Here is an 18,994-nt window from a genome sequence, read left to right as displayed (position 1 = left end):
GCTCCTCAGCTCTGCGCCGCTTTACGCGGGATAAATTCATTCGCTACCGCTTCACCCTGCGGACGCAGGTTCTGCGGCTGCGGGATTGACGGAATATTGACGTCCAGCAGCGGGAACAGCAGCTCGCCAACGCGCAGGGCTTCCTCAAGGTGCGGGTAGCCGGAAAGCACGAAGCTATCGATACCGAGCTCGGCATATTCGTTGATGCGCTCGGCAACCGTGGCGGCGTCGCCGACCAGCGCGGTTCCGGCGCCGCCGCGCGCCAGCCCGACGCCGGCCCACAGATTAGGGCTGATTTCGAGCCTGTCGCGCTGTCCGTTGTGCAGCGCGGCCATGCGGTGCTGGCCGACGGAATCGGTTTGTGCAAAGGCGGCCTGCGCCCGGGCGATGGTGTCATCATCCAGATGGGAAATTAAGCTCTCCGCCGCCTGCCAGGCCTCTTCGTTGGTTTCACGCACGATGACGTGCAGGCGGATGCCGAAACGAACCTTACGGCCGTGACGGGCAGCCTTTTCGCGCACCTGGGCGATTTTTTCCGCCACCTGCGCCGGCGGCTCTCCCCAGGTCAGATAGAGATCGACCTGCTCGGCGGCGAGATCCTGCGCCACCTCAGAGGATCCGCCGAAGTAGAGCGGGGGACGCGGCTGCTGCAGCGGCGGGAACATCAGCTTCGCACCGCGCACGCGCTGGTGCTTGCCGTTGAAGGTGACGGTTTCGCCCTCCATCAGCCGGCGCCAGATATGGGTAAATTCCGCCGAGGCTTCATAGCGCTCGGTATGATCGAGGAATACGCCGTCGCCGGCGAGCTCCTGCGGATCGCTCCCGGTCACCAGGTTAAACAGCGCCCGGCCGTTGGAGAGCCGATCCAGCGTCGCCGCCTGGCGCGCGGCGACCGTTGGCGATACCACGCTCGGACGCAGGGCGACGAGAAACTTCAGGCGCTGAGTCACCGGGATCATCGAGGCGGCCACCAGCCAGGCGTCTTCACATGAGCGTCCGGTGGGGATCAGGACGCCGGTATATCCGAGGCGATCGGCGGTCTGCGCAATCTGCTGCAGATAGCCGTAATCAACCGGACGCGCGCCTTGCTCGGTACCAAGATAGCGGCCGTCACCGTGAGTAGGTAAAAACCAGAACATATTCAGACTCATGATTTCGCTCCCTGAAGGGTCGCGGGCTGCCAGATGCGCGCGCGGATATCGACTTTTTTCGGGACCAGCTTGTTCTCATAGAACAGGTCGGCGGTTTGCTGCTGGCGAGCGGCGGTTTCGGCGCTAACCGGCGTAATGGTGGTCGGCGGGCGATGGTCGAGATAGCTGGCTATCACCGCCTCAGGAAGACCCATGATTTTGGCTAACAGGGTGATGCTTTGCGCACGCTGGCTGAGCGTCAGCGCATCGGCCTGGCTAAAGGTCTGCAGCACGCCCTCAATAAAGGCGCCGTTTTTTTGCGCATAAGGGCGTGAAGCGAGATAGAAAGAGCCGGTTTGCTTCAGGTCGGTGCCATCTTTCAGAACCCGGGCGCCGCCCTGCTGGAGAGCCGCGGAGTAGTAAGGGTCCCAGATGGCCCACGCGTCGACGTTACCCTGCTGAAAAGCCGCACGCGCGTCGGCGGGAGCAAGATAAATCGGCTGGATATCGTTGAACGTCAGGCCCGCCTGCTGTAAGGCGCGCAGCAGCAGGTTGTGGGAGCTGGAGCCGCGTTGAAAGGCGACCTTACGGCCTTTTAGCTGCGCGACCTCTTTGATCGGGCTGTTTTCCGCCACCAGAATCACTTCGGCTTTGGGTTTCGGCGGTTCGGCGCCGACGTACACCAGATCGGCCCCGGCGGCCTGGGCAAAGATAGGCGGAATATCGCCGGTGCTGCCAATGTCAATGCTGCCGACGTTTAACGCTTCGAGCATCTGCGGGCCGGCGGGAAACTCCACCCAGGAGATTTTGGTGCCCGGGTAGCGCTGTTCCAGCAGCTGGTGGCTTTTTGCCAGCACCATGCTGACGCTGCCTTTTTGATAGCCGATTCGCAGAGCGTCCGGTGCGGACTGCGCCGCGTGACTCAGGGCGGAGAGCATCAGCAGCCCGCCGAGCGCCAGGGGAGCGAGGAGTTTACGCATGTTCGACCCCTCGGGTTGCTTTCAGGGCTGGCGCGCGGCTGGTTGGGCGATGAAGCGCCTGCCAGAAGGTCTCCAGCGCGTGGTCGAGGCGACCCTGCAGGTTTGGCGTAAACTGCGGCTTGTGCTGATAGTCAGTCACCTGGCTATCATCGGCAAACACGCCGTGGAGGATCTCCTGGGCCTTCAGGGCGTTAAGAACCGGCTTCAGGGCATAGTCCACCGCCAGCATATGGGCGATGGTGCCGCCGGTCGCCAGGGGCAGGACGATTTTGCCTTCCAGCGCGCGTTCTGGCAGCAGGTCGAGCAGCGTCTTCAGCGCGCCGGAAAAAGAGGCCTTGTAGACCGGGGTGGCGATAATCAGGCCATCCGCGCCGGCCAGCTGTTCATTAAGAGTCTGCAGCGCTGGATTATCGAAACGCGCATAAAGAAGATCTTCCGGATCAAAATTCTGCAGGTGCCAGTGGCAGACTTCAACATCAGCGGCGGAGAGCGTCTCTCTGGCATATTCCAGAAGGGCGCTGGAACGGGAAGGGTAGCGCGGGCTGCCCGCAAGTGTGATGACACGCATGTTCTCTCTCTCCTTATAACCAAATGTTCGCATTTATCTATTATTGATAACATTTACCGGCAGTGTGACAGAGGCGATTTATTTACCTAAATGATTTTTCCACCCTTGTTTTGTCAAAATTTGCATAAAGCAGGGCGGAAAAAGTAAACGTTTGCGTCGGATGGACGATTTTTTGTCGCAGGTCAATTCCCTTTCCGCTGAGGATCGAACATAATACGCCCCCGGTTTGCACACCGGGAATCCAGGAGAGTTCATGTACTACCCCTTCGTTCGTAAAGCTCTTTTTCAGCTCGATCCTGAGCGCGCTCATGAAGTAACCTTCCAACAATTACGCCGTGTATCGGGAACGCCGCTTGAAATGCTGATCCGCCAGAAGGTGCCGTCTAAACCGGTGACCTGCATGGGGCTCACGTTTAAGAATCCGCTGGGCCTTGCCGCCGGGCTGGATAAAAACGGCGAGTGTATCGATGCGCTCGGGGCAATGGGTTTTGGTTCAATCGAAATTGGTACCGTGACGCCGCGCGCGCAGCCGGGTAACGATAAGCCGAGGATCTTCCGCCTGGTGGCGGCAGAAGGTTTGATCAACCGTATGGGCTTTAATAATCTCGGCGTTGATAACCTCGTCGAGAACGTTAAAAAGGCGCATTTTGACGGTATTCTTGGGATTAATATCGGGAAAAATAAAGATACCCCGGTTGAGCAGGGCAAAGATGATTACCTGATTTGTATGGAAAAAGTCTATCCCTACGCCGGCTATATCGCCATTAATATCTCCTCACCGAATACCCCAGGGCTGCGTACTTTACAATATGGCGACGCGCTCGATGATTTACTTTCCGGTATTAAAAATAAGCAGCTTGAGCTGCAGCAAAAGCATCAAAAATATGTCCCGGTGGCCGTGAAGATCGCCCCGGATCTTTCCCTTGAGGAATTGATCCAGGTGGCCGATAGCCTGGTTCGCCATAATATTGACGGCGTGATTGCCACCAATACCACCCTCGATCGATCGCTGGTGCAGGGAATGCAATATTGCGATGAAACCGGTGGCCTCAGCGGTCGTCCTCTGCAATTAAAAAGCACTGAGATTATCCGCATGCTGGCGACAGAATTAAACGGCCGCTTGCCAATTATCGGAGTCGGCGGGATTGACTCTGCGATTGCGGCCCGGGAAAAAATCGCCGCCGGCGCGACGCTGGTTCAGATTTATTCTGGCTTTATTTTTAAAGGTCCGCCGCTGATTAAAGAAATTGTTACCAATATCTAATCTTTTCCCCCTCTGAAACACCCCCAGGGCTTTATTTCCGGCCCTGGTTGTTTTATATTCCCTCATTGTTGCTTATTTAGACATTTTAGTCTTTTCTTAATTTTGGAAATAATTCTGTTGCCGTATGCCGTGCATTACAGATAGAAGTGAAAGAGGACGGGGGAAAAATGCGGATTAAACCTGACGATAACTGGCGTTGGTATTACGATGAAGAGCACGATCGTATGATGCTCGATTTGGCCAATGGCATGTTGTTCCGCTCGCGCTTTGCGCGCCGGATGCTCACGCCCGATGCATTCGCGCCATCCGGATTTTGCGTTGACGACGCCGCTCTTTATTTTTCCTTCGAAGAAAAATGCCGGGATATAGAATTATCTAAAGAGCAGCGCGCTGAATTAGTCCTTAACGCGCTGGTCGCCATTCGTTTTCTTAAGCCCCAGATGCCGAAAAGCTGGCATTTCACCAGCCATGAAGAGAGCTGGCAGCCCAGCGGCGGCGATACCGCCAGCGCCTGGCTCAGCGATACCGGGCAGCAGGTGAATCTGCTGGTGGTGGAGCCCGGCGAAAACGCCGCCCTGTGCCTGCTGGCCCAGCCGGGGTTAACCCTGGCCGGACGAGTGATGCAGCTTGGCGACGTGATTAAAATTATGAACGACAGGCTGCAGCCCGCGCCGGGTCTCTCCAGCTACAGCCTCGGCGAGGCGGTTTAGGCCGGCGAGTCTCTTTGCCCGCCAGCCGCTGCAGGCCTCAGGGCGCCAGGCGCAGGTCGGTCTTCGGTACGCAGCTGCAGCACAGAATAGTGCCATCCGCCGCCACGGCGTTTTTCTTCAGCGGGTTGACTTCCCCCTCTTCAAGCCGAATGCGGCAGCTGCCGCAGATGCCCGCCCGGCAGGAGTAGGGCACGCGGATCCCCTGTTGCTCGAGCTGTTCCAGCAGAACCTGCTGGTTATTCCCGGTAAAGCGCTGCCCCTGCCACTCAATATCAACCGTCGCTTCCTGCTGGGCTGCGGTGGGTTCACCGTCATCGCTTTCGCCCGCGCCGTAGGCCCTGGCAGGCCCACGCGTCAGCACCTCGACTTCGTCACCGACGCGAATAACGCCGCTGCTGCGGGCAATCAGGTTTTGACCGAAATCGACATCGCCATTATCCACCGCGGTGCGGAAGCGTTGCAGCGTGGCCAGCGGCTCGCCGGACGGGTGCTTTTGCCCGCGTTCCGGGCTGACGGTGGTAAAAATGCAGCGGCTGCAGGGCTTAGCGACATCAAAAATCACTTCGCCAATGCGGATCACCTTCCAGCTATCCTCCTCCCACGCCTCGGCGCCGGTGACCACCAGGTTAGGGCGAAACTGCTCCATACGGACGCTGGCCGGACAGCGCTGCTGCAGATCGCGCAGCGAGGCTTCGTTGGTGAGTAAATAGGGGTAACCGTCGGCAAAGCTGAGCGGGACGGCGTCATGGCGCTTCACGCGGCGGGTCAGCTGCGGGCCCAGCCAGCGAAGCTGAACCTGGCGATTAAAGAAGCCGCTTAGCCATTGGTTAACCGTTGACGGCGCCACCAGGGCGGTGAAATGGTTTCCCCACACCTCGGTAGGCTCGCCCTGAGGCGCAAAATCAGCGAAGCGAACGATAGCGCTGCTGCCGTCAGGCGCGGTCAGGTGAACGCCATCCTGCAGCACAGAGGGGGTGAATTTCACCATTTGCGGAAACTGGCGGGCGGTAATGAAGGTGCCATCCGTTTCCGTCACCATAAACAGGCGATCGAAGGCGAGGCCGCTGATATCGGCAAACGCGTGCGTCAGGCCAATTCCACGCATGGATTTGACGGGATGAATAAAAAGTCGCGATAGCGTTTTCATGCGGAGTCTCTGGGCTTAAAAATAAGCCTTTAACTTTATGACATGAGGCGCATATTGGCTATAATGCGCACCAATTTTCTTTTAGTAAAAGTGACGATATGAATTCTCTGTTTGCCAGTACGGCTCGTGGGCTTGAAGAGCTGTTAAAAACTGAACTGGAATCACTTGGCGCAGCGGACTGCCAGGTAGTCCAGGGCGGGGTCCATTTTCAGGGAGATACGCGCCTGCTGTATCAAAGCCTGATGTGGAGCCGGCTGGCCTCACGTATCATGATGCCGTTAGGCCAGTGTAGCGTGTATAGCGATTTGGACCTTTACCTCGGCGTACAGGCCATTCCATGGACGGAGATTTTCACCCCTGACGCCACTTTTGCCGTGCACTTTAGCGGGCTGAACGAAGAGATTCGTAACAGCCAGTACGGTGCGCTGAAGGTAAAAGATGCCATCGTCGACAGCTTTACGCGCAAAAATCTGCCGCGGCCGAACGTCGATCGTGAAAATCCCGATCTGCGGATCAACGTCTGGCTGAACAAAGAGACGGCGCACATCTCGTTAGATCTGAGCGGCGAAGGCCTGCATCTGCGCGGCTACCGTGACGGTACCGGTATGGCGCCAATCAAAGAGACGCTCGCCTCGGCGATCGTCATGCGTTCCGGCTGGGTGCCGGGTACGCCGCTGCTCGATCCGCTGTGCGGTTCCGGTACCCTGCTGATCGAAGCCGCAATGCTGGCTACCGATCGCGCACCGGGCCTGCATCGCGGCCACTGGGGCTTCAATGGCTGGCTCCAGCACGATGATGCGGTATGGCAAGAAGTGAAAACCGAAGCCCAGACCCGCGCTCGCGCAGGCCTCGCGGCGTATGAGTCCCGCTTCTACGGTTCCGATGTCGACGCGCGGGTTATTGAACGCGCGCGCAGCAACGCCCGTCGCGCGGGCGTAGGCGAGCTGATTACGTTTGCCGCTAAAGACGTTGCTCAGCTGAGCAACCCGCTGCCGAAAGGCCCGTACGGAACGGTGATCGGTAACCCGCCGTACGGCGAGCGTCTGGAGAGCGAGCCGGCGCTGATTGCGCTGCACAGCCTGCTTGGCCGGACGATGAAAAGCCAGTTTGGTGGCTGGAACCTGTCGCTGTTCAGCGCTTCTCCGGATCTGCTGAGCTGCCTGCAGCTGCGGGCCGACAAGCAGTTTAAGGCTAAAAACGGCCCGCTGGACTGCGTGCAGAAAAACTATCACATTGCCGAAAACGAAGGCGGTAAAGCGGTTTCGCTTGCCGAAGATTTCGCTAACCGTCTGCGTAAAAACCTGAAGAAATTTGAGAAATGGGCGCGCCAGGAAGGTATCGAATGCTACCGCCTGTACGATGCCGATCTCCCGGAATATAACGTCGCTATCGACCGCTACGGCGAGTGGGTCGTCGTGCAGGAGTACGCGCCGCCGAAAACGGTCGACGCGCATAAAGCCCGCCAGCGCCTGTTTGATATTATCGCCGCGACGATTTCGGTCTTAGGTATCGCGCCGAATAAGCTGGTGTTGAAAACCCGTGAACGGCAGAAAGGCAAAAACCAGTACCAGAAAATGGCCGAAAAAGGCGATTTTATCGAGGTGCAGGAGTATAACGCTCGTCTGTGGGTCAACCTGACCGATTACCTCGACACCGGTCTGTTCCTCGACCACCGCATCGCGCGGCGTATGCTTGGCGAGATGAGCAAAGGCAAAGATTTCCTCAACCTCTTTGCCTATACCGGCAGCGCCAGCGTTCATGCCGGTCTCGGCGGCGCGCGCTCCACGACCACTGTCGATATGTCACGCACCTACCTTGAGTGGGCCGAGCGAAATCTGCGCCTCAACGGTTTAACCGGCCGTTCGCACCGCCTGATGCAGGCTGACGTGCTGGGCTGGCTGCGTGAGAGCGATGAACAGTTTGACCTGATCTTTATCGATCCGCCGACGTTTTCTAACTCAAAGCGTATGGAAGAAACCTTCGACGTACAGAGCGATCACCTGCGCCTGCTGACCGATCTTAAACGTCTGCTGCGTAAAGGCGGCACGATTATGTTCTCGAACAATAAACGCGGTTTCCGTATGGATCATGACGGGCTGGCGCAGCTTGGCCTGAAAGCGCAGGAAATTACGCAAAAAACGCAATCTCAGGATTTTGCCCGTAACCGTCAGATTCACAACTGCTGGCTGATTACCGCAGCCTGAAAGGAATAAAGAATGTCATTGATTAGTATGCATGGTGCCTGGCTCTCCTTCAGCGACTCTCCGCTGCTGGATAACGCCGAGTTGCATATCGAAGATAACGAGCGCGTGTGCCTGGTTGGGCGTAACGGCGCGGGCAAATCCACCCTGATGAAGATCCTCAACCGCGAGCAGGGTCTGGATGACGGGCGCATTATTTATGAACAGGATCTGGTTGTTGCGCGTCTGCAGCAGGATCCGCCGCGCAATATTGCGGGCACCGTGTACGACTTCGTTGCCGAAGGCATCGAAGAGCAGGCGGCGTACCTTAAAGGCTATCACGACGTTTCGCGTCTGGTGATGACCGACCCGAGCAATAAAAACCTCAACGAGCTGGCGCGTCTGCAGGATCTGCTGGATAACCTCGGTCTGTGGCAGCTGGAGAGCCGCATTAACGAAGTGCTGGAGCAGCTGGGCCTCGATGCTAACGCCGAGCTGGCTTCGCTGTCCGGCGGCTGGCTGCGTAAAGCGGCCCTCGGCCGCGCGCTGGTTAGCGGCCCGCGCGTGCTGCTGCTGGATGAACCGACTAACCACCTCGATATCGAAACCATCGACTGGCTGGAAGGCTTCCTGAAGACCTTCAAAGGCACCATTATTTTCATTTCGCACGACCGTTCATTTATTCGCAATATGGCAACGCGGATCGTCGACCTCGATCGCGGCAAGCTGGTGACCTATCCGGGCAACTACGATCAGTATCTGCTGGAAAAAGAAGAAGCGCTGCGCGTTGAAGAGCTGCAGAACGCGGAGTTCGATCGCAAGCTGGCGCAGGAAGAGGTGTGGATCCGTCAGGGGATCAAAGCGCGTCGTACCCGTAACGAAGGCCGCGTGCGCGCCCTGAAGGCGATGCGTCGCGAGCGCGGCGAGCGCCGCGAAGTGATGGGCAGCGCGAAGATGCAGGTAGAAGAGGCGTCACGCTCGGGCAAAATTGTCTTCGAGATGGAGAACGTTGACTACCAAGTTGGCGGCAAGGTGCTGGTCAAAGACTTCTCGGCGCAGATCCAGCGCGGTGACAAAATAGCGCTGATTGGCCCTAACGGCTGCGGTAAAACGACCCTGCTGAAGCTGATGCTCGGTCAGCTGCAGGCGGACAGCGGACGGGTTCACGTCGGCACCAAGCTGGAAGTGGCCTACTTCGATCAGCACCGCGCCGAGCTGGATCCGGACCGCACGGTGATGGATAACCTCGCTGAAGGCAAGCAGGAAGTGCTGGTTAACGGTAAGCCGCGCCACGTGCTGGGCTATCTGCAGGACTTCCTGTTCCATCCGAAGCGGGCGATGACGCCGGTGCGCGCGCTCTCCGGCGGGGAGCGTAACCGTCTGCTGCTGGCGCGTCTGTTCCTGAAGCCTAGCAACCTGTTGATTCTCGATGAACCGACCAACGACCTGGATGTCGAAACTCTGGAGCTGCTGGAAGAGCTTATCGACGGCTATCAGGGCAGCGTGATGCTGGTCAGCCACGACCGTCAGTTTGTCGATAACACCGTGACCGAATGCTGGATCTTCGAAGGTGAAGGGCGCATCGGCCAGTACGTTGGCGGCTACCACGACGCACGCGGACAGCAGTCTCAGTCTTTGGCGCAAAAACAGTCAGTGGCTAAAAAAAATGTTGAAGCAACGCCGGCGAAAACGGAAAGTGTCAAACGTGCAGCGAGCAAACTAAGCTATAACCTGCAGCGCGAGCTGGAGCAGCTGCCGCAGCGTCTGGAAGAGCTGGAGGCCGAGCTGCAGAGCTTGCAGGATCAGGTTGCCGACGCCTCCTTCTTTGGTCAGTCGCATGACCATACGCAGCAGGTGCTGGCGCAGCTGTCTGAAGCGGAACAGGCTCTGGAAAAGGCCTTTGAGCGCTGGGAATATCTCGAAGGATTAAAAAACGGCGCATAAGCTGAGGAGTTTTCATGTGCGATCATCATCATGCTGCGCGGCATATCCTGTGTCCACAATGTGATCTGCTGGTGGCTTTGCCCCAGCTGGAGCATCGCCAGAAAGCCGTATGTCCGCGCTGCGGAACAACGTTAACGACTTCATGGGACGCGCCTCGGCAGCGTCCCACAGCCTATGCTCTGGTCGCGTTGTTTATGCTGCTGCTGGCAAACCTGTTTCCCTTCGTCTACATGAAAGTAGGGGGCCTCAACAGTGAAATTGGGCTGCTGGAGATCCCCGACGTGCTGTTTAGCGAAGATTACGCCAGCCTCGGCACCTTCTTTCTCCTCTTTGTGCAGCTGGTGCCGGCCTTTTGCCTGATATCGATTTTGCTGTTGGTCAATCGCGTTCATATGCCCGCTGGGCTAAAGGCTTTCCTCGCGCGGATCCTGTTCCACCTCAAAACCTGGGGAATGGCGGAAATATTTCTCGCCGGGGTGCTGGTGAGCTTCGTGAAGCTCATGGCCTACGGCGATATTGGCGTTGGCCTGAGCTTTTTCCCCTGGTGTATGTTCTGCCTGCTGCAGCTGCGCGCGCTGCAGTGCGTGGACCGACGCTGGCTGTGGGACGATATTGCGCCAATGCCTGCGGTTAAACAGCCGTTGAAGATTGGCGTCTCGGGCATTCGCCAGGGCCTGCGCTCCTGCTCCTGCTGTACGGCTATTTTACCCGCTGACGCCGCGGTATGCCCGCGCTGCCAGACGAAAGGGACGGCGCGGCGCAAGCATAGCCTGCAGTGGACGCTGGCGCTGCTGATAACCTCGTGCCTGCTCTATCTCCCCGCCAATATCATGCCCATCATGATAACCGACCTGCTGGGCGATAAGATGCCGTCGACGATCATGGCCGGGGTGATCCTGCTGTGGAGTGAAGGATCGTATCCGGTGGCGCTGGTGATATTTATCGCCAGTATTATGGTGCCGACCTTAAAAATGATCGCGATTGGTTGGCTGTGCTGGAACGCCAACGGCAATGGTTCGCGTGATTCAGAGCGCATGCATCTGATTTATGAAGTAGTGGAGTTTGTTGGCCGCTGGTCAATGATTGATGTCTTTGTCATCGCTGTACTCTCGGCGCTGGTGCGCATGGGAGGGTTGATGAATATCTATCCTGCGATAGGAGCGGTGATGTTTGCGCTGGTTGTTGTGATGACAATGTTTTCGGCGATGACGTTCGACCCTCGTTTGTTGTGGGACCGTGAACCAGATTCAAGCCATGAGGAAATACAGCAGCATGGAAAATAATAGCGGAGAAGCAAAAGTGCAAAAGGTGAAGAACTGGTCACCAGTATGGATCTTCCCCATCGTCACTGTGCTAATCGGCGCGTGGATTATTTTTTATCACTATAGCCATCAGGGGCCGGAGGTGACGCTGATCACCACCAACGCCGAGGGGATTGAGGGTGGTAAAACCCGGATTAAAAGCCGCAGCGTTGACGTCGGCGTGGTAGAAACCGCCACTCTGACGGACGACCTGACGCACGTAGAGATTAAGGCTCGCCTGAACTCCGGTATGGAGAAACTGTTGCATCAGGATACGGTGTTTTGGGTGGTAAAACCGCAGGTCGGGCGTGAAGGGATCAGCGGGCTTGGCACGCTGCTATCCGGCGCCTTTATCGAGCTGCAACCGGGAACAAAAGGCTCGGATGCTGCGCAGTACCCGCTGCTGGACTCGCCGCCGCTGGCCTCGCCGGATGCGAAGGGTATCCGTATCCTGCTGGAAAGCAACAAGGCCGGCCAGCTCTCTCCAGGCGATCCGGTGCTCTTTCGCGGCTATCGGGTCGGGTCGGTTGAAACCAGCACCTTCGATCCGCAAAAGCGCAATATTACCTATCAGCTGTTCATCAACGCGCCGAACGATCGGCTGGTTACCACCAACGTTCGCTTCTGGAAAGACAGCGGTATTGCCGTGGATCTGACCTCCGCCGGGATGCGGGTGGAAATGGGATCGCTGTCGACGCTGTTTGGCGGCGGGGTGAGCTTTGATATTCCGGAAGGGCTGGATCTTGGCGAGCCGGTGGCGAACAAAACCGGTTACCATCTTTTTGACGATCAGAAAAGCATTCAGGATTCGGTCTTTACTCAGCACATTGACTACGTGATGTTCTTTAAAGATTCGATTCGCGGCCTTCAGCCCGGCGCGCCGGTGGAGTTCCGCGGGATACGCCTGGGCACGGTCGGCAAGGTGCCGTTCTTTATTCCAGGACTGCATCAGCGGCTGAATGACGATTATCGCATTCCGGTAGAGGTACGCATCGAGCCGGAGCGGCTGATCAACCAGCTTGGCGGCGATCCGGATATCCGCACCCATATGGAGGATCTGATCAATCGCGGCCTGCGCGGTTCGCTGAAAACGGGCAATCTGATCACCGGGGCGCTGTTTATCGATCTCGACTTCTATCCGAAAGCGCCGCCGCGCGGCAAGATGCATGAGTTTGGCTCGTATCCGATCATTCCGACGGTCAGTGGCGGTCTTGCGCAAATTCAGCAGCGCCTGATGGATGCGTTGGATAAGATTAACAATCTGCCGATTAACCCGCTGCTTGAGCAGGCGACCAGTACGCTGGCGCAGAGCGAAAAAACAATGCAGCACGTTCAGACGACGCTGGATAGCCTGAATAAGATCACCTCAAGCCAGTCGATGCAGCAGCTGCCTGGCGATATGCAGAATACGCTGCGCGAACTGAACCGTAGTATGCAGGGCTTCCAGCCGGGGTCTGCGGCATACAATAAGATGGTTGCGGATATGCAGCGACTGGATCAGGTTCTTCGTGAACTGCAGCCGGTACTGAAAACGCTCAACGATAAGAGCAACGCGCTGGTATTTGAGGCCAAGGGTAAAAAAGATCCGCAGCCGAAGGGAGCGAAATAATGAAAAAGTGGTTAGTAGCGGCAGCGGTATGCGCGCTGGCGGCCTGCAGCAGCAGCGGGGAGGATAAAACCTACTATCAGCTGCCGGTCGCCCAAAGCGGTGCGCAAAGCGCCGCCCATCAGGGGAAGAACCTGCTGTGGGTTGAGCAGGTCACTATTCCTGACTATCTGGCGGGCAACGGGGTGGTCTATCAGACCACCGACGTGCAGTACGTGATCGCGAGTAATAATCTGTGGGCCAGCCCGCTCGATCAGCAGCTGCGCACCACCCTGGTCGCTAATCTGAGCAATCAGCTGCCCGGCTGGGTGGTGGCATCGCAGCCGCTGGGCAACGATCAGGATACGCTGAACGTCTCCGTTAACGGCTTCCATGGCCGTTATGACGGGCGAGTTATCGTCAGCGGAGAGTGGCTGCTGAAGCACCAGGGGCAGCTGATTAAGCGTCCGTTTAATATTGAGCTTAAGCAGCAGCAGGACGGCTATGATGCGATGGTGAAAACGATGGCCCAGGCCTGGACTCAGGAAGCGACCGCTATTGCCAACGAGCTGAATCGACTGCCATAAGTATAATTAATGAAGCTAAATAGCCGCCGTGGTCTGAAAAACCACGGCGGTTTTTTTATTTGTCTCGTCAGATTGTTACTTGTGCTGGTTCACAGTTTTTGTACAAATGAACTTTCATGTAGCTCACAAATATGACAATGGCGTGAATTTTGCGCATTGACGTTACCTCTGATTCGCGGTATTCGTTAACCGTGGTTGCATATTTAGTGACCACTGTTTTCTTTTCCACCAGATCAAAGAATGAGGGAAACGAGGCATGAAGAGACAAAAACGAGATCGCCTGGAACGGGCACATCAACGTGGATATCAGGCCGGGATAACCGGAAGATCGAAAGAAATGTGTCCTTACCAGACCCTGAATCAAAGGTCATACTGGCTAGGAGGCTGGCGAGAAGCCATGGAGGACAGGGTACAAACTGCCTGACTGTCTCTTTAAAAAAGAAGCCTCCGCAAGCGGGGGCTTCGCCTTTTTTAAGCGTTACTGCTTATCAGAAAGCAGAAGTGTCCTGGAACAGGCCCACTTTCAGATCGGCTGCGGTGTAGATCAGACGATCGTCAACCAGTACTTCACCATCCGCCAGGCCCATAATCAGACGACGGTTAACAACGCGTTTAAAGTGAATACGATAGGTCACTTTCTTCGCAGTCGGCAGTACCTGACCGGTGAATTTAACTTCACCTACGCCCAGCGCGCGGCCTTTGCCTTCGCCGCCGAGCCAGCCCAGATAGAAGCCGACGAGCTGCCACATTGCGTCCAGGCCCAGACAGCCAGGCATCACCGGATCGCCGATAAAGTGGCAACCGAAGAACCACAGGTCCGGGTTGATATCGAGCTCTGCTTCGACATAACCTTTATCGTAGTTGCCACCGGTTTCGCTCATTTTGATGACGCGGTCCATCATCAGCATACTTGGCGCGGGCAGCTGCGGGCCTTTTGCGCCAAACAGTTCACCACGGCCAGAGGCAAGAAGGTCTTCTTTCGTATAGGATTCGCGTTTATCTACCATGTTTTCAGTAAGCCTTATTTTGAGTTCGGGACGCAGGATAGCTAACACGTGTAAGCTGAACAAGTCCGATCAGTTAGAACCTGAACCACCTAACCAGCGTAGCGGCCACGGAAAACGATGACGACTCTCTTGCTGCGTCGCCTGCGCAATCCGCTCCTGAATGGTTTGCCGTAAAGTTTGCCCTTCACCATCCCACAACAGCTGGGTCAGCATAGGCAGCGCTTCCGTGACGTCTTCCACCGCCCAGATGAAAAACTTCTCTTCAGCGACAGCCTGCTGTAGTTCTGGCGCCAGGCTCAGATGGCGAACATTCGCCGCAGGAATGATGACTCCCTGTTTGCCGGTCAGCTCGCGCTGCTGGCAAATGGTGAAGAAGCCTTCAATTTTTTCGTTAAGCCCGCCCACCGGCTGTACGCGGCCGAACTGATCGACTGAGCCGGTGACGGCGATACTTTGGTTGATAGGCACGCCGGCGAGGGCGCTGATTAAAGCGCACAGTTCGGCCATGGAGGCGCTATCGCCATCCACTTCGCTGTAGGATTGCTCGAAGGTCAGCGATGCGGAGAAGGGGAGCTGCTGCTCGAGTTCCAGTTCGGACATCAGGAACGCCTGCATAATCATCATGCCTTTGGCATGGATGTTACCGCCCAGCTCTGCCTTACGCTCAACGTCGATGAATTCACCGTCGCCGATATGGACGACGCAGCTGATGCGCGATGGCTCACCAAAGGCCCGTGGATGACCGGGGAATTCGATCACCGACAGCGCGTTGATTTGCCCGATGCATTCGCCATCGGTCTCAATCAAAATTTGCTCTTGCAGGATTTCATCCTGGATCCGCTCGGCAAGGTAGCCTTCGCGCCATTCACGACGAGCCAGCATGGTCTGCATCTCTTCCGCAGAGATAAGCTCACCTTCGCTGAAAGCGGCGGCTTCGCGCAGCTGGCGGGCAATCCACAGCGGACACAGCGGCAGCGTTTCCTGATCGCCGGTATAGCGTGCACCTTCCTGAATCAGCAGCGGCCAGGCATCGGCGGCCGGCCCGGGCAGCTCAAGCTGCTGCGCGTTTTGCCACACCCACTGACACCACTGTTTCAGGGTGTCGCCGTCGGCGATTTGCAGGTTGTCTTCATACTCGCTGTAAATCGCCTGGGCCGAGAGCTCAGGTTCCATATCCTGAAAATCAGCCAATGAATCGCGTTCACCGACCAGAATAATCTTCAGATTGAGCTGCATCGACGGGATGCTGACCGGCAGCGGGCGAGACTCATCGATGGAGAGCCAGTCAAAGCGTTGGCGAGTAACGATGTTCTTCAGGCGCATCCACAGCAGCGGTTGGGCTAATAGCGCGCGCAGGGCGATAATAAGCACGCCGCCGTTGCTGCGATGGACCAGACCCGGCTGCAGGGATATTTCGCCGTTAAACTGGCGCACGCAGCCAAAAAGCTGCTCTGCTTCAATCCAGTCGGCTGATTCAACCGGCGCGGTGCTGGCAAAATTATCATCGGCGCTTTTGGCTGGTGAAAGGGTGACGTTTCCACCGTTAACCTGGTAGCGCACGCCGTAAAGCGGCGCGGCCGGTTGGTACAGGCTGCGGGTCTCTGCAGCTAACCACTGCAGGTATTCCGGCTCTTCCGGGGCCTTAACCAGCATGAACGGTGAAATGGTCGGAGTCACCAGTAGCTGCTCCAACGCATAGAATAAACGGGGCTGCAGTTCGCCTGACAGGGAAGCCTCTGGCTGGGCTAAATCAGCTTGTGCAAACAGCGCCTGATAACTTTCCGTATCAGGAGCAAGGTCGTTTCGGGTAAGTTTCGTAATGGTCAAAGTCGCTGTTTTTTAGTGAGATGTAAAACGCGCGATTATACCTTATGCCGCGTCCGAGCACACGGAGGATCGTGTTTGCGTTAACGATAACGACGCAATGCATATCACGAATGATGATTTATTCTCAGCACATCGAGAAAAAACTGATATCCTGAAGTGAGTTACACGGTCACATTGAGATCGCAATGAAATATCAACAACTGGAAAATCTTGAAAGCGGCTGGAAATGGAAATACCTGGTTAAAAAGCACCGGGAAGGTGAGCTGATTACCCGCTATATTGAAGCCAGCGCAGCGCAAGCCGCGGTCGATGTCTTGCTGACGCTCGAAAATGAACCGGTTCTGGTGAACACCTGGATTGATCAGCATATTAATCCGGAGCTAATGAACCGGATGAAGCAGACTATCCGCGCGCGTCGCAAGCGTCATTTTAACGCTGAGCATCAGCATACGCGTAAAAAGTCTATCGACCTGGAGTTTGTGGTTTGGCAGCGTCTCGCGGGTCTGGCGCAGCGACGGGGAAAAACGCTGTCGGAAACGATCGTACAGCTGATTGAGGATGCTGAGCATAAAGAGAAGTATGCCAGCAAGATGTCCAGCCTGAAGCACGACCTGCAGGTATTGCTAGGTAAAGAGTAGTCCGCAAGACTGATAGCGCGATGCACGAGCGTTTTTCGCGTTAGCGCCAAATTTGAGACAAAAAAAACCCCGCATCAGCGGGGTTTTTTATCGGTAGTAAAACTTAAGCCTGCGGCTGAGCTACTACTTCTTTGTAACCTTTAACTTCGATCTCTACGCGACGATCCGGACCCAGGCAATCGATCAGTGCAGCGCGAGCTTTCACGTTGTCACAGGTGTTGCCAGTAACTGGGTTGGATTCGCCCATACCGCGAGCGGAGATTTTACCAGCCGGGATACCTTTAGATACCAGGTAATCAACAACGGACTGAGCACGTTTCTCAGACAGCTGCTGGTTGTAAGCGTCAGAACCGATGCGGTCAGTGTAGCCCAGAACAACTGCGGAACCGTCTTTCGGATCCATGTTGCTCAGCTGGGTGTACAGCTGATCCAGAGCCTGCTGGCCTTCCGGTTTCAGAGTAGATTTGTTGAAGTTGAACAGTACGTCAGACTTCAGAGTGAAGTGCTTGGTAGTCACTTCCGGAGCCGGAGCCGGAGCAGGAGCTACAACCGGAGCTGCTTCTTCCTGACCGAAACGGTAGGAAACACCTACGCTCAGCATGCCGTTATCAGGACGCGTACCAACGGTACCTGCATCACCGATGTTGTTAACCCACTGGTATTCCAGACGGGTAGCGATGTCACGAGTCATTGCCCACTCGATACCACCAGCAAATACCGGGGATACGCCAGTGTCGTGTTCGCTGCGGGAAGTACCGGTAGAACCGTAGTTACCTTTCGAATCTGCACGCCAAACCATACCACCCAGACGGGTGTAGATGTCCAGATCGTCAGTGATCGGGTAACCCAGTTTAGCAGTCAGCTGAACGCCCTGAGCTTTGAAAGCGCCGTTATCAACGCTGCCTTTATAGGCCATACGTCCCAGCCAGTCGTAACCCATTTCGAAACCGAGGTACGGGTTAACCTGATAACCACCAAACGCACCAGCACCGAGCTGATCGTTACGGGTCGGGCCGTTGTTGCCTTTGAAACCGTTACCGTAGAAACCGGTATCGTGATACTGGGACCAGCCCAGTTTACCACCTGCATACCAGGTGTTATCTTTCGGTGCGGCCTGCGCTACGGTAGCGAAGCCAGCCAGTGCCACTGCAATCGCGATAGCTGTCTTTTTCATTTTCTGCGCCTCATTATCATCCAAAATTCGCCATGAAGGTACAAAAGACCTCACGGTTAGATCCTTCACCCGGGGCGTGACTTGTTGTTAACTATGCTGATACATGCAGCGTAAGCCGATCACCCCTGGCGATGTAAAGTCTACAACTTAGTTCGAAACTTACAAGTGTGAACTCCGTCAGGCATATGAAAAAAAAGGGTTGTATACACAATATTTAACAAATATGGTTGGTTTTCGTTCACCGGAGAAACCTGCGAGACCGCATCAGACAGGCATCCGCACAAAAACAACCCTTATAAAAGTATGCCTTTGGACTGCGCAAAAAAAATTCTAGGATTAATCCTAATTTGCCTTAATGATACAAATTAGAGTGAATTTTTAGCCCGCTCAGTTGTCTCCCATGCTGGCTCGTATTTCCTACAGGCCTCATGATGAACCCCATCGCATGACCTTCTTCCGCGGCACTAACCAGCCGTTCATGTTCTTCGGCCGTCAGCTCATCTGCCAGCCAGCCGATTACCACGCTATAGTTACCCGTACGCAGGGCGCGAATCATTGACTCTACCGTGTTGTAAGGGGAGAGCTGGTTTATCTGCATGACTTTCGACAGCGGCAGGCCGGAGGATTGCACCCACTCGCGGCTCAGCTTCTGTTTTGGCGTCAGCCAGAGCTGCCAGCGGGATTGCTGACCCAGTTGCTGTAATAAAGGAAGCAGCAGCAGCTGCGTCATCATCGGCTGATCTTCACGGTAGACAATCTCACTAATCAGCCCGCTGGCTGGTTGTTCGACGGCGTCATGGGAGTGGCGACGTACTGAAGCAGAAGTCAGTGATGAACGATTTGCGTAAGCTGAAGTAAGCATTGTCTATTTCCGCCTGTAGTTACTGTATGCATATACAGTATATCCGGGCGGCGAAAAGATCAACCTCATTTATCGTGTTGTCGCTCGAAA

General features: G+C 56.0%; 17 protein-coding genes. 9 read left to right on the top strand and 8 right to left on the bottom strand.

Annotated elements, in window-relative coordinates; translation table 11 throughout:
- Positions 1-5 precede the first annotated feature (5 nt).
- The 3 genes from ssuD to ssuE are packed head-to-tail and all read right to left on the bottom strand — an operon-like array spanning position 6 to position 2,678.
- Complete coding sequence (gene ssuD, locus HCK03_RS17655; protein WP_041144817.1) at positions 6-1,151, bottom strand: FMNH2-dependent alkanesulfonate monooxygenase; 1,146 nt, start codon at positions 1,149-1,151, stop codon at positions 6-8.
- Positions 1,148-2,110, bottom strand: a complete 963-nt coding sequence (locus tag HCK03_RS17650) for a sulfonate ABC transporter substrate-binding protein (protein ID WP_041144818.1) — start codon at positions 2,108-2,110, stop codon at positions 1,148-1,150. Before HCK03_RS17650 ends, ssuD begins: the two co-directional genes overlap by 4 nt.
- Positions 2,103-2,678 (bottom strand): NADPH-dependent FMN reductase, encoded by a 576-nt coding sequence (ssuE, locus tag HCK03_RS17645; protein ID WP_041144819.1) that lies wholly within the window; start codon positions 2,676-2,678, stop codon positions 2,103-2,105. Before ssuE ends, HCK03_RS17650 begins: the two co-directional genes overlap by 8 nt.
- A gap of 253 nt (positions 2,679-2,931) precedes the next feature.
- Here ssuE and pyrD point away from each other — a divergent pair, with 253 nt between their 5' ends.
- Both pyrD and zapC read left to right on the top strand, forming a co-directional pair.
- A complete protein-coding gene (gene pyrD, locus HCK03_RS17640; protein WP_041144820.1) occupies positions 2,932-3,942 on the top strand; it encodes a quinone-dependent dihydroorotate dehydrogenase in 1,011 nt (336 codons plus the stop codon).
- A 167-nt stretch (positions 3,943-4,109) separates the two neighbouring features.
- The gene (zapC, locus tag HCK03_RS17635) at positions 4,110-4,652 is read left to right on the top strand and encodes a cell division protein ZapC (protein ID WP_041144821.1); all 543 of its coding nucleotides are present in this window, start codon (positions 4,110-4,112) and stop codon (positions 4,650-4,652) included.
- A gap of 37 nt (positions 4,653-4,689) precedes the next feature.
- On the opposite strand, the gene HCK03_RS17630 is transcribed toward zapC, so the two are convergent.
- The gene (locus HCK03_RS17630; RefSeq protein WP_041144822.1) at positions 4,690-5,799 is read right to left on the bottom strand and encodes a YcbX family protein; all 1,110 of its coding nucleotides are present in this window, start codon (positions 5,797-5,799) and stop codon (positions 4,690-4,692) included.
- Positions 5,800-5,897: 98 nt separating this feature from the next.
- Here HCK03_RS17630 and rlmKL point away from each other — a divergent pair, with 98 nt between their 5' ends.
- The 6 genes from rlmKL to rmf all read left to right on the top strand — a co-directional run bounded on the left by rlmKL (position 5,898) and on the right by rmf (position 13,820).
- A complete protein-coding gene (gene rlmKL, locus HCK03_RS17625) occupies positions 5,898-8,003 on the top strand; it encodes a bifunctional 23S rRNA (guanine(2069)-N(7))-methyltransferase RlmK/23S rRNA (guanine(2445)-N(2))-methyltransferase RlmL (protein WP_076945079.1) in 2,106 nt (701 codons plus the stop codon).
- Between the two features lie 12 nt (positions 8,004-8,015).
- Entirely contained in the window at positions 8,016-9,923 is a 1,908-nt protein-coding gene (locus HCK03_RS17620; RefSeq protein ID WP_041144824.1) for an ABC transporter ATP-binding protein, read from the top strand.
- A 14-nt stretch (positions 9,924-9,937) separates the two neighbouring features.
- Entirely contained in the window at positions 9,938-11,206 is a 1,269-nt protein-coding gene (gene pqiA, locus HCK03_RS17615; protein ID WP_115193224.1) for a membrane integrity-associated transporter subunit PqiA, read from the top strand.
- Positions 11,196-12,833 carry an intermembrane transport protein PqiB gene (gene pqiB / locus HCK03_RS17610; protein WP_167691974.1) on the top strand — a complete coding sequence of 546 codons (1,638 nt, stop codon included), beginning with the start codon at positions 11,196-11,198 and terminating at the stop codon, positions 12,831-12,833. Before pqiA ends, pqiB begins: the two co-directional genes overlap by 11 nt.
- The gene (gene pqiC / locus HCK03_RS17605) at positions 12,833-13,396 is read left to right on the top strand and encodes a membrane integrity-associated transporter subunit PqiC (protein WP_041144827.1); all 564 of its coding nucleotides are present in this window, start codon (positions 12,833-12,835) and stop codon (positions 13,394-13,396) included. Before pqiB ends, pqiC begins: the two co-directional genes overlap by 1 nt.
- Before the next feature lie 256 nt (positions 13,397-13,652).
- Positions 13,653-13,820: a ribosome modulation factor gene (gene rmf / locus HCK03_RS17600; protein ID WP_004871568.1), complete on the top strand. Its 168-nt coding sequence runs from the start codon at positions 13,653-13,655 to the stop codon at positions 13,818-13,820.
- Positions 13,821-13,884: 64 nt separating this feature from the next.
- Here rmf and fabA read toward each other — a convergent pair whose 3' ends face one another.
- Positions 13,885-14,403, bottom strand: coding sequence for a bifunctional 3-hydroxydecanoyl-ACP dehydratase/trans-2-decenoyl-ACP isomerase (gene fabA / locus HCK03_RS17595; RefSeq protein ID WP_041144828.1), 519 nt, complete (start codon positions 14,401-14,403; stop codon positions 13,885-13,887).
- Positions 14,404-14,472: 69 nt separating this feature from the next.
- Positions 14,473-16,230 (bottom strand): AAA family ATPase, encoded by a 1,758-nt coding sequence (locus HCK03_RS17590; RefSeq protein WP_167691973.1) that lies wholly within the window; start codon positions 16,228-16,230, stop codon positions 14,473-14,475.
- Positions 16,231-16,415: 185 nt separating this feature from the next.
- Here HCK03_RS17590 and matP point away from each other — a divergent pair, with 185 nt between their 5' ends.
- On the top strand, positions 16,416-16,868 hold the full coding sequence (gene matP, locus HCK03_RS17585; RefSeq protein ID WP_041144830.1) for a macrodomain Ter protein MatP: 453 nt from the start codon (positions 16,416-16,418) through the stop codon (positions 16,866-16,868).
- 103 nt (positions 16,869-16,971) lie between these two features.
- On the opposite strand, the gene ompA is transcribed toward matP, so the two are convergent.
- Positions 16,972-18,042 carry a porin OmpA gene (gene ompA / locus HCK03_RS17580; RefSeq protein WP_076945486.1) on the bottom strand — a complete coding sequence of 357 codons (1,071 nt, stop codon included), beginning with the start codon at positions 18,040-18,042 and terminating at the stop codon, positions 16,972-16,974.
- Between the two features lie 352 nt (positions 18,043-18,394).
- Positions 18,395-18,904 carry an SOS-induced cell division inhibitor SulA gene (gene sulA, locus HCK03_RS17575; protein ID WP_041144831.1) on the bottom strand — a complete coding sequence of 170 codons (510 nt, stop codon included), beginning with the start codon at positions 18,902-18,904 and terminating at the stop codon, positions 18,395-18,397.
- Positions 18,905-18,994: the final 90 nt, after the last annotated feature.

It is taken from the genome of Klebsiella terrigena, assembly GCF_012029655.1.
Lineage (GTDB): Bacteria > Pseudomonadota > Gammaproteobacteria > Enterobacterales > Enterobacteriaceae > Klebsiella > Klebsiella terrigena.
This window is presented reverse-complemented; position numbering and strand designations above follow the sequence as displayed.

Excerpts from the sequence above, each read along its gene's own strand:
- ssuD (WP_041144817.1), bottom strand. The coding sequence starts at position 1,151 with ATGAGTCTGAATATGTTCTGGTTTTTACCTACTCACGGTGACGGCCGC.
- HCK03_RS17650 (WP_041144818.1), bottom strand. The coding sequence starts at position 2,110 with ATGCGTAAACTCCTCGCTCCCCTGGCGCTCGGCGGGCTGCTGATGCTC.
- ssuE (WP_041144819.1), bottom strand. The coding sequence starts at position 2,678 with ATGCGTGTCATCACACTTGCGGGCAGCCCGCGCTACCCTTCCCGTTCC.
- pyrD (WP_041144820.1), top strand. The coding sequence starts at position 2,932 with ATGTACTACCCCTTCGTTCGTAAAGCTCTTTTTCAGCTCGATCCTGAG.
- zapC (WP_041144821.1), top strand. The coding sequence starts at position 4,110 with ATGCGGATTAAACCTGACGATAACTGGCGTTGGTATTACGATGAAGAG.
- HCK03_RS17630 (WP_041144822.1), bottom strand. The coding sequence starts at position 5,799 with ATGAAAACGCTATCGCGACTTTTTATTCATCCCGTCAAATCCATGCGT.
- rlmKL (WP_076945079.1), top strand. The coding sequence starts at position 5,898 with ATGAATTCTCTGTTTGCCAGTACGGCTCGTGGGCTTGAAGAGCTGTTA.
- HCK03_RS17620 (WP_041144824.1), top strand. The coding sequence starts at position 8,016 with ATGTCATTGATTAGTATGCATGGTGCCTGGCTCTCCTTCAGCGACTCT.
- pqiA (WP_115193224.1), top strand. The coding sequence starts at position 9,938 with ATGTGCGATCATCATCATGCTGCGCGGCATATCCTGTGTCCACAATGT.
- pqiB (WP_167691974.1), top strand. The coding sequence starts at position 11,196 with ATGGAAAATAATAGCGGAGAAGCAAAAGTGCAAAAGGTGAAGAACTGG.
- pqiC (WP_041144827.1), top strand. The coding sequence starts at position 12,833 with ATGAAAAAGTGGTTAGTAGCGGCAGCGGTATGCGCGCTGGCGGCCTGC.
- rmf (WP_004871568.1), top strand. The coding sequence starts at position 13,653 with ATGAAGAGACAAAAACGAGATCGCCTGGAACGGGCACATCAACGTGGA.
- fabA (WP_041144828.1), bottom strand. The coding sequence starts at position 14,403 with ATGGTAGATAAACGCGAATCCTATACGAAAGAAGACCTTCTTGCCTCT.
- matP (WP_041144830.1), top strand. The coding sequence starts at position 16,416 with ATGAAATATCAACAACTGGAAAATCTTGAAAGCGGCTGGAAATGGAAA.
- ompA (WP_076945486.1), bottom strand. The coding sequence starts at position 18,042 with ATGAAAAAGACAGCTATCGCGATTGCAGTGGCACTGGCTGGCTTCGCT.
- sulA (WP_041144831.1), bottom strand. The coding sequence starts at position 18,904 with ATGCTTACTTCAGCTTACGCAAATCGTTCATCACTGACTTCTGCTTCA.